The sequence below is a fragment of the Stenotrophomonas sp. STEN038 genome (assembly GCF_056759895.1).
Map to the genome: position 1 here is coordinate 1 of NZ_JBRRDW010000091.1, position 7,897 is coordinate 7,897.

Below are 7,897 nucleotides of genomic sequence, written 5' to 3' on the forward strand. Positions count from 1 at the left end.
TCATCAGCCCTTCCTGGTTGGGCTGTGGTGTGGGTGGTTGGTTCGTCCCGGTGATCCCCAGTTGCCTGTTTGGGGGCGGCACTACATTTGCCGAGCATGACTCGGCACTACCGGTCCGCTTCAGCGCAGCTGCAGCTGCGTGGCGTCATCGACCCGCACATGCGTCTGGTAGTAGTACTTGTCGCTGACGCGCCTGCCATCAGCAACGAACCCGATACGCACCATCCGCGCCGTACCCCGCACCAGAATCGCGCGTCCCTTCAAGGCTGCGCCGGGATCCGCCCCGTACTGAGCCACCAGCTCCTGAAGCGCATCGGGCCCGATGCTGATGCTCAGGTTGCGCGGATCGCGGTAATCCGATTGGGAGTTCAGGTGCAACCTGCCATCTGCGTTGCCACTGGCACGCACCGTCAGCGCAAACACGCCATCCACCCCGCGCTGCGGCCCAGCCGCAGCCGCCAGCTGTACCGCCATGGATGGGTCCACCCATGTGCTGCTACGGCCGACATGCGCACATCCCGCCAAGCCCATGCACGCCACAACCATCAACAAAAACCTACGCATGCTCGACTCCTTGTCAGCTTTGAGCCGTTGATTCAAGCCCAGCACGGGCAATGAATGCAAGAGACAGACACCTCATACGCAGCAGCACCAGCTGACCTCCGGGAGCGACGTCAGCCGCGAAGCCACTGCAACAGCAGCAGCAACATGGCATGTGATTGCATACAACCCGGCGCTTTCAGCTGCGCCAGCATCGCTGTTTACGCAGCTCCTACAAGGTGAACAGCGCCAGCTCCAGGCCGATCCATGCCAGGAACGCGACGAACAGCACCGCGCCTTCGCCGCGGCTGATCTTCAGGTCGCCGCGCAGCATCGGGTACAGCATCAGCACCAACACGATCGCCGCCGGCAACTCCAGCCGCACGAACGAAGCTGGCAGCGGCATCGGCCGCAGTGCTGCCATGCCGCCGATCACCACCAGCACATTGAACAGGCTGGAGCCGATCACGTGGCCTACGACCATGTCACCCTGCCCGCGCCGCGCGGCAGCAATGGCTGCGGCGACTTCCGGCAACGCGGTGCCGATCGCGACCGGCAACAAACCGGCCAGCAACGGCGACATGCCCCAGCCAGCACCGATCACCGGTGCTGCCTGCACCACAAAACGCGCGCCGTAATACAGCACCACCGCGGCGATGAGGACACGGATGATGTTGAGCCCGAGCACCGTGCGGGTGGTGGCGTAATTGATGATGCTTTCCTGCAGCTCCGCCGGCTCATGCCGTGCCCGCTTCAGCAGGAACGCCAGAACGCCGACAAAACCCAGCAGCAGCACGATGCCTTCGATGCGGCTGATCGCGCCATCCAGCCCAAACACGATCAGGGCCAGCGTCGCCACCGCCAGCAGCACCAGCAACGGCGACAACAGGCGCGTGCGCACCATCAACGGGAAAGCCAACGCAGCCAAGCCCAGGGTCAGGCCGACATTGACGATGTTGCTGCCGACCGCGTTGCCCAGCGCCAGTTCCTGCGCGCCGGTCGCGAAGGCGCGGGCATTGACCACCAGCTCCGGCAGCGAGGTGCCGAAGGCCACCAGCAACAAACCGGCGACGAACGGCGAGGCACCGAAGCGCTGTGCCAGGCCCGAGGCGGCCTTGACGATGGAATCACCGCCCAGGGCGAGCAGCACCAGCCCCAGGACAAACCATGCGATAGCTTCGAACATTGCGCCTCCCTCCCTACGTTGTTGGCGACGATAGCCGGGCGTGTACCCGCGCTATCGCCTGTAGCCGCAGCAGGGTATCAGCCACAGCCCTCCACGTAATCCACTTGCGGCGGCAGGCCCACGCGCCACGTCGTGGCCTTGCCATCGGCACCCAGCTCGATCACCAGCACGCCCTGGCTGCCGTCCGTTGCCGGTACCCGCAGCACCTTGCCGCCTTCCACGTATTTGTGCGGCTGCAGCGGCTCGGCCTGCGGGTAAAGCGCCTGCAGCTGGGCCAGGTCCATGCCGATCCTGCCGCCGCCCGGCGCGGCGGTATCGCCCCCGCGCACGTCATAGCGCACGAACTTGCCCTCTTCCAGCATGAAGAACGGCCCGCCCTCACTGTGCGCGGCCGGCGACAGGTAATAGCAGCCACCGTCGGCCGCGGTATCGCCCTGCAGCTCGCCTGTCCATGCCGTGCGCAGCTGCTCGGCATCGATGCCCAACTGAACAGCGCCATAACCCTGCCAATCGGCATCGCTGGCAGCAATGGCGGCAGCGCCAGCCGGACTGGCAGCCGGAACAGGAGCGGCAGGTTCGGCAGCTACCGGCTCGGCCGGCGGCGTGCGCTGGCAGGCCACCAGCAGGACGGCAAACAGGGACATCGGCAGGGCAATACGCTTCATGCAGCAGCTCCGGGCGGGTTTGCGGCCGAGTCTAGCGACAACAGTGTCCGGCCAGCGCGAAGACAGGCTTGTCATCGTGGTTTCACTTGCCGGCGACAGGCTGGGCGCCTACGTCGCCCGTGCCCAACGCCCATGCAACCGCACAAGACCGAACTTGGCCACACCGTGCTGCAGACGCACCGCGCCGCGCTGGACCTGCGCCAGCGGCGTGCATTGATCCTGTGCGATGGGAAGCGCAACCTGGCCGAGCTGAGTGGCATGCTCGGCAACGATGTGCCCGAGCTGATCGCGCAGTTGCAGCGCGACGGCTATCTGCAGGTGGCTGTCGCGCCTGCGTCAGCCCCAGCCGCCCCCCCTCAGGCCGCACCAGCTCCGGTGCCGATTGCGGCAGCAGCCACACCTGCCTCGGCACCAACGCAGGCACCCGTTGAACGGCGCCGCTCAATGGTCGCCGCACGCATATACGTGCTGGATATCCTCGCCCTGCAGCGCAACCCCACTGCAGCGCAGCTGCACAAGCTGCTGCAGGCAGCGCGCGAGGAAGGCGATACCGTGCAGGCACTGAAGCTGGCACTCAGCCATCTGCCGGCAATGACCTCGGACGGCTACACCCAGCGCGTGCGTGGACGCCTGCAGGAAGTGCTGCCGGAAACGCATCTGGCAGCGGTACTGGAACCAGCACCGCTGCCGGCGTGAATCACTCCTTGGGCAGAGTGAAGTTGTTGCGCAGCCCACTCCAGCAGGCCTGATAGCCACGCTGGCGGTGCGCGGCGTCCATCGCCTGTTCGGTCGGGCAGATCACCCCGCGGGTTTCGAACATGAAGGCCATGGTGTCGGTGATCACGTCCGGCTTGGACAGGTCCGCGTGCGAGGCCTTGTCGAAGGTGGCCGCATCCGGGCCGTGACCGGTCATGCAGTTGTGCATCGACGCACCGCCCGGCACGAAGCCCTCGGCCTTGGCGTCGTAAGCGCCATGGATCAGGCCCATGAATTCGCTGGCGATGTTGCGGTGGAACCACGGCGGGCGGAAGGTGTTCTGCGCCACCAGCCAACGCGGCGGGAAGATCACGAAATCCAGATTGCTGGTGCCCGGGGTATCGCTGGCCGAATGCAGCACCAGGAAGATCGACGGATCCGGATGGTCGTAGCTGATCGAGCCGATGGTGTTGAAGTGGCGCAGGTCGTAGCGGTAGGGCGCGTAGTTGCCGTGCCAGCCGACCACGTCGAGCGGCGAGTGACCGATATCAGCGCGCCACAGGCGGCCCTGGAACTTGGCGACCAGTTCGAACTGGCCGTCGAGGTTTTCATACGCGGCAACCGGCGTTTCGAAGTCGCGCGGATTGGCCAGGCCATTGCTGCCGATCGGACCGAGGTCGGGCAGCTTCAACAGCGCACCGAAGTTCTCGCAGACATAGCCGCGCGCCTGCCCGTCCAGCAGTTCGACCGCGAAGCGCACGCCGCGCGGGATCACCGCGATCTGCTGCGGTTCGATCTCGATCACGCCCAGCTCGGTGCGCAGGCGCAGACGGCCCAGCTGCGGCACGATCAGCAGCTCGCCGTCAGCGTTGTAGAAGTAGCGGCCGCGCATGTCGGCGTTGGCGGCGTACAGGTGGATGCCTGCGCCGGTATGCGCTTCGGCCGAGCCATTGCCGCCCATCGTGTACAGACCGTCGATGAAGTCGGTGGGCGTTGTGGGCAATGGCAGCGGGTCCCAGCGCAGTTGGTTGGGCGAGGCCGCCGACTTGCTGAAATCACTGTGCAGGCGCGGCTGCTCGAACGGAGTGAACTCACCGTGCATTGCCGCCGGGCGGATGCGGTACAGCCAGCTGCGACGGTTGCTGCCGCGCGGCGCAGTGAAGGCGGTGCCGGTCAGCTGCTCGGCATACAGCCCGTGCGCCACCTGCTGCGGCGAATTGCGACCCACCGGCAAGGTGCCGGGCACAGCCTCGGTGGCGAACTCATTGCCGAAGCCGGATTGATAAGCGTTGCTGACCATGGTGACGGCCTATGTTTTGCGATTGAGCCCCTCTCCCGCTTGCGGGAGAGGGGTTGGGGTGAGGGGAGCTTTTGACTTGATCCTAAGGCAACTGGCTGCGTTGGTGGCTGCGGAAATCAACAGCAACTGCAAGGGCCTGCCCTCACCCCAACCCCTCTCCCGCGGGCGGGAGAGGGGCTTTGAGCAAAGGCTTCAAGCAAAGGCTTCAAGCAAAGGCCTCAAGCAAAGCTTGTTACAGCACACCACGATCCATCTGGTCGCGCTCGATGCTTTCAAACAAGGCCTGGAAGTTGCCTTCGCCAAACCCTTCATTGCCCTTGCGCTGGATGATCTCGAAGAAAATCGGACCGATGCAGTTCTTGGTGAAGATCTGCAGCAGCTTGCGCTGCTTGGTTTCCGGGTCGGCGTCGATCAGGATCTTGTTCTTGCGCAGGCGCTCGACGTCTTCGCCATTGTTCGGGATGCGCAGGTCGACCACGTCGAAGTAGGTGTCCGGCGTGTCCAGGAAATCAATGCCCTGCGCACGCATCGCTTCGACGGTGTCGTAGATGTTGTCGGTGAAGCAGGCGATGTGCTGGATGCCCTCGCCCTTGTAGGCGTCGAGGTATTCATTGATCTGGCTCTTCGGGTCGGACGACTCGTTGAGCGGGATGCGCACGATGCCGTCCGGCGCGGTCATCGCCTTGGACACCAGGCCGGTCTTGGCGCCCTTGATGTCGAAGTAACGGATCTCGCGGAAGTTGAACAGGCGCTCGTAGTAATCCGACCACTGCTGCATGTTGCCCAGATACAGGTTGTGGGTCAGGTGGTCGATGAAGGTCAGGCCGAAGCCAACCGGGTTCTGCTCGGCGCCTTCGATCGGCTCGTAGTCGGCGTCATAGATGCTTCCGGCACCGCCGTAACGATCCACCAGGTACAGCATGCAATCGCCGATGCCCTTGATCACCGGCGCCGGTACGGCACGGGTTTCCGCCAGCAGGTCCACTTCCTCGGCACCGTTGCCCAGGGCCAGCGAAAGCACTTCGTCAGCCGGCTTCTGGAAGCGGATGGCGAAGCCACAGGCGCTCGGGCCATGCTTGGCAGCGAAGTCGGCGGCGAACGAGTTGGGCTCCTCGTTCACAAGAAAGTTGACGCCGCCTTGACGGTAGACGGTAATAGCACGCTGCCGGTGGCGGAGGACGGCCGTGAACCCCATGTTCTTGAAGTAAGCGTGCAGCTGGGCAGCCTGCCCCGCCGGTGCGCCGAATTCGACGAACTCAAAACCATCGATGCCCATCGGGTTTTCAAAGGTGGTGACCTGCATGCCCAGATTGGGCGCGTTGGATGCAGTAGGGGTATTCATGGATTGCCTCCGGGAGCATGGCGGTCGCCGGGGTGCCGGCGATGAAAACAGGAAGATCCGCCCAAAAAGCGGGTCTGGACCGAAGGTTATAGTTTCACATGAAACCACCATCAAGGTGCACTGCAGCATGAGCTCTTCCGATTACAGCAAGTCCACCAGCATCCGCGCCTCGCACGTGTTGCTGGATCTTGAGCAGTTCCTGCCCTACCGCATCAGCGTTTTGTCCAACCGGGTCAGCGCCAACATCGCCCGGCTGTACGGCGAGCGCTATGGCTTGGCCATTCCCGAATGGCGCGTGATCACCATCCTGGCGCTGTATCCGGGCTCCTCGGCCAGTGAAGTGTCCGAGCGCACGGCAATGGACAAGGTGGCGGTCAGCCGCGCGGTGGCGCGTCTGCTGGAGCGCGGTTTCATCAAACGCGAGACCCATGGCGATGACCGTCGCCGCTCGGTCCTGGCGCTTTCTGCCGCAGGCTTCGAGGTCTACGAGACCATCGCGCCGATGGTGATCGAGATGGAACGACGCCTGATGTCAGCGCTCACCGAGGACGAGGAACAGGTACTCGAACGCCTGATCACGCGCTTGGCCGATGCCGGTCTGCAGCGCATGAACGAGGGTTGATCGTCGCCGACGATCAACTCAGGTGCTTGCGCCGCGCATAGATCCACGGCGCGGCAAGGGCCGCGATCGCACCACCTGCAAAACCCAATGCCGCTGCCACCGCCGCCGCCTCCACGCGGCCGGGCAAAGCCAATGCTGCGAGCAGCAACAGGCCGGCCGGTAGACCGATGAACGAGGTCAGGAAGAACCGCCAGCGCGGCACCCAGGTGTGCAGCTGCATCAGACTGGCGCCGGTCCAGGCATCGTTGGCTTGGTCACGTCTGATTTTGTCCACAAGCTTGACCAGATCGACTTCGGCAGTGCCTTTGCCCATGCGTGCCAACGCCAGCTCCGCGCCAACTTCGGCCGGTGCCGGCCAGTTGGATGGCCATGCTTCTGGCGCAGCAACGCCGTAGGCGGTCAACAACGGCAGCGACAGGGCAGGCACCGGCAGCGCGCGCAGTCGGCGCTTGTCCATCACGCACCAGAATTGGGTTAGGCCGTCGTTGTTGACCTGGTAGAGCGCCAGCTGTTCCGGCGCCGGATACGGCAAGGCGGTCACCCGTGCTGCCATCGATTCAACGCCCATCGCGCGCAGAAAGCCGACGCGGCTACGGCCGGAGTGCGCCCAGCCCAGGCCCAGCGGCGACAGCAGCATGACTTCGGCGTGATCGTTGACGCCGCTGTTGGCGCGCTCATCGCTGGCCAGAAAGGCCGACAAGGAATTGGGTTCGGCCACATCGGGCTTGCCCCAGCGCTGCGAGTGACCGAGCAGGAACTTCAACGGCACCCGCGCGGCAATGGTTTCGCCACGCACGTTGTCGGAGGCGAACGGCACCACGCTGGCGACGAAGGCGCGCAGTTCGTTGCCGGGCGATGCACTCCATTCCGGCGGCAGCAGACCGGCCAGCAAACCGTTGCGGGTCAGCTGATCAATCTGTTCTTTCTGCTCGACCAGCCGGGTGACGGCCGACTGCAACATGATGTTGGGCGGTACCGAAGCCTGCGGCAGCCGGTAGCGCGGCGGCGGTGCGGATTCTTCTGCAGCTGCGCCCTCGTCCAGCAACTCTTCCACCGAAGGCAGACTGGTGCTGGCAAGGTCCTGCTCAACAGTTGCGGTGCTGGTATCGGGGCTGGCAGCTGGCTGCATGGTGAGAGAGGGCAAGGCGCCGGATGCAGAGGGATTGATTCGTTAGCGGCTGCGCACGGGAAAAATGAACCCACCCCATGAACCCAGGTAGTGCAGAGCCATGCCCGGCAGGGACGTTACCGACACTGCCTCGTAGTGCCGAGCCATGCTCGGCAGAGGCCTTACCGACACTGCCCTGTAGTGCCGAGCCATGCTCGGCAGAGGCCTTACCGACAATGCCCTGTAGTGCCGAGCCATGCTCGGCAGAGGCCTTACCGACAATGCCCTGTAGTGCCGAGCCATGCTCGGCAGAGGCCTTACCGACAATGCCCTGTAGTGCCGAGCCATGCTCGGCAGAGGCCTTACCGACAATGCCCTGTAGTGCCGAGCCATGCTCGGCAGAGGCCTTACCGACAATGCCCTGTAGTGCCGAGCCAT

The 7,897-nt window shown here is 64.4% G+C and carries 8 protein-coding genes; 2 read left to right on the plus strand and 6 right to left on the minus strand.

The window, feature by feature from the left end; translation table 11 throughout:
- Nucleotides 1-120 precede the first annotated feature (120 nt).
- The 3 genes from ACVOLS_RS20855 to ACVOLS_RS20865 form a co-directional block, all read right to left on the minus strand.
- Nucleotides 121-474, minus strand: coding sequence for a hypothetical protein (locus tag ACVOLS_RS20855; RefSeq protein WP_481547217.1), 354 nt, complete (start codon nucleotides 472-474; stop codon nucleotides 121-123).
- 298 nt (nucleotides 475-772) lie between these two features.
- Complete coding sequence (locus ACVOLS_RS20860; RefSeq protein ID WP_481547218.1) at nucleotides 773-1,726, minus strand: calcium/sodium antiporter; 954 nt, start codon at nucleotides 1,724-1,726, stop codon at nucleotides 773-775.
- Between the two features lie 77 nt (nucleotides 1,727-1,803).
- Nucleotides 1,804-2,370, minus strand: a complete 567-nt coding sequence (locus ACVOLS_RS20865) for a lectin (RefSeq protein ID WP_481547223.1) — start codon at nucleotides 2,368-2,370, stop codon at nucleotides 1,804-1,806.
- Between the two features lie 153 nt (nucleotides 2,371-2,523).
- On the opposite strand from ACVOLS_RS20865, the gene ACVOLS_RS20870 reads away from it, so the two are divergent.
- On the plus strand, nucleotides 2,524-3,087 hold the full coding sequence (locus tag ACVOLS_RS20870) for a hypothetical protein (protein WP_481547219.1): 564 nt from the start codon (nucleotides 2,524-2,526) through the stop codon (nucleotides 3,085-3,087).
- Nucleotide 3,088: 1 nt separating this feature from the next.
- Here ACVOLS_RS20870 and hmgA read toward each other — a convergent pair whose 3' ends face one another.
- Both hmgA and hppD read right to left on the minus strand, forming a co-directional pair.
- The gene (gene hmgA / locus ACVOLS_RS20875) at nucleotides 3,089-4,387 is read right to left on the minus strand and encodes a homogentisate 1,2-dioxygenase (RefSeq protein WP_481547220.1); all 1,299 of its coding nucleotides are present in this window, start codon (nucleotides 4,385-4,387) and stop codon (nucleotides 3,089-3,091) included.
- A gap of 232 nt (nucleotides 4,388-4,619) precedes the next feature.
- Nucleotides 4,620-5,729 carry a 4-hydroxyphenylpyruvate dioxygenase gene (hppD, locus tag ACVOLS_RS20880; RefSeq protein ID WP_481547221.1) on the minus strand — a complete coding sequence of 370 codons (1,110 nt, stop codon included), beginning with the start codon at nucleotides 5,727-5,729 and terminating at the stop codon, nucleotides 4,620-4,622.
- Nucleotides 5,730-5,856: 127 nt separating this feature from the next.
- On the opposite strand from hppD, the gene ACVOLS_RS20885 reads away from it, so the two are divergent.
- Nucleotides 5,857-6,351 carry a MarR family winged helix-turn-helix transcriptional regulator gene (locus ACVOLS_RS20885; protein WP_481517892.1) on the plus strand — a complete coding sequence of 165 codons (495 nt, stop codon included), beginning with the start codon at nucleotides 5,857-5,859 and terminating at the stop codon, nucleotides 6,349-6,351.
- Between the two features lie 13 nt (nucleotides 6,352-6,364).
- Here the strand turns inward: ACVOLS_RS20885 and ACVOLS_RS20890 are convergent, their stop codons facing one another.
- The gene (locus ACVOLS_RS20890; protein ID WP_481547222.1) at nucleotides 6,365-7,495 is read right to left on the minus strand and encodes a hypothetical protein; all 1,131 of its coding nucleotides are present in this window, start codon (nucleotides 7,493-7,495) and stop codon (nucleotides 6,365-6,367) included.
- Nucleotides 7,496-7,897: the final 402 nt, after the last annotated feature.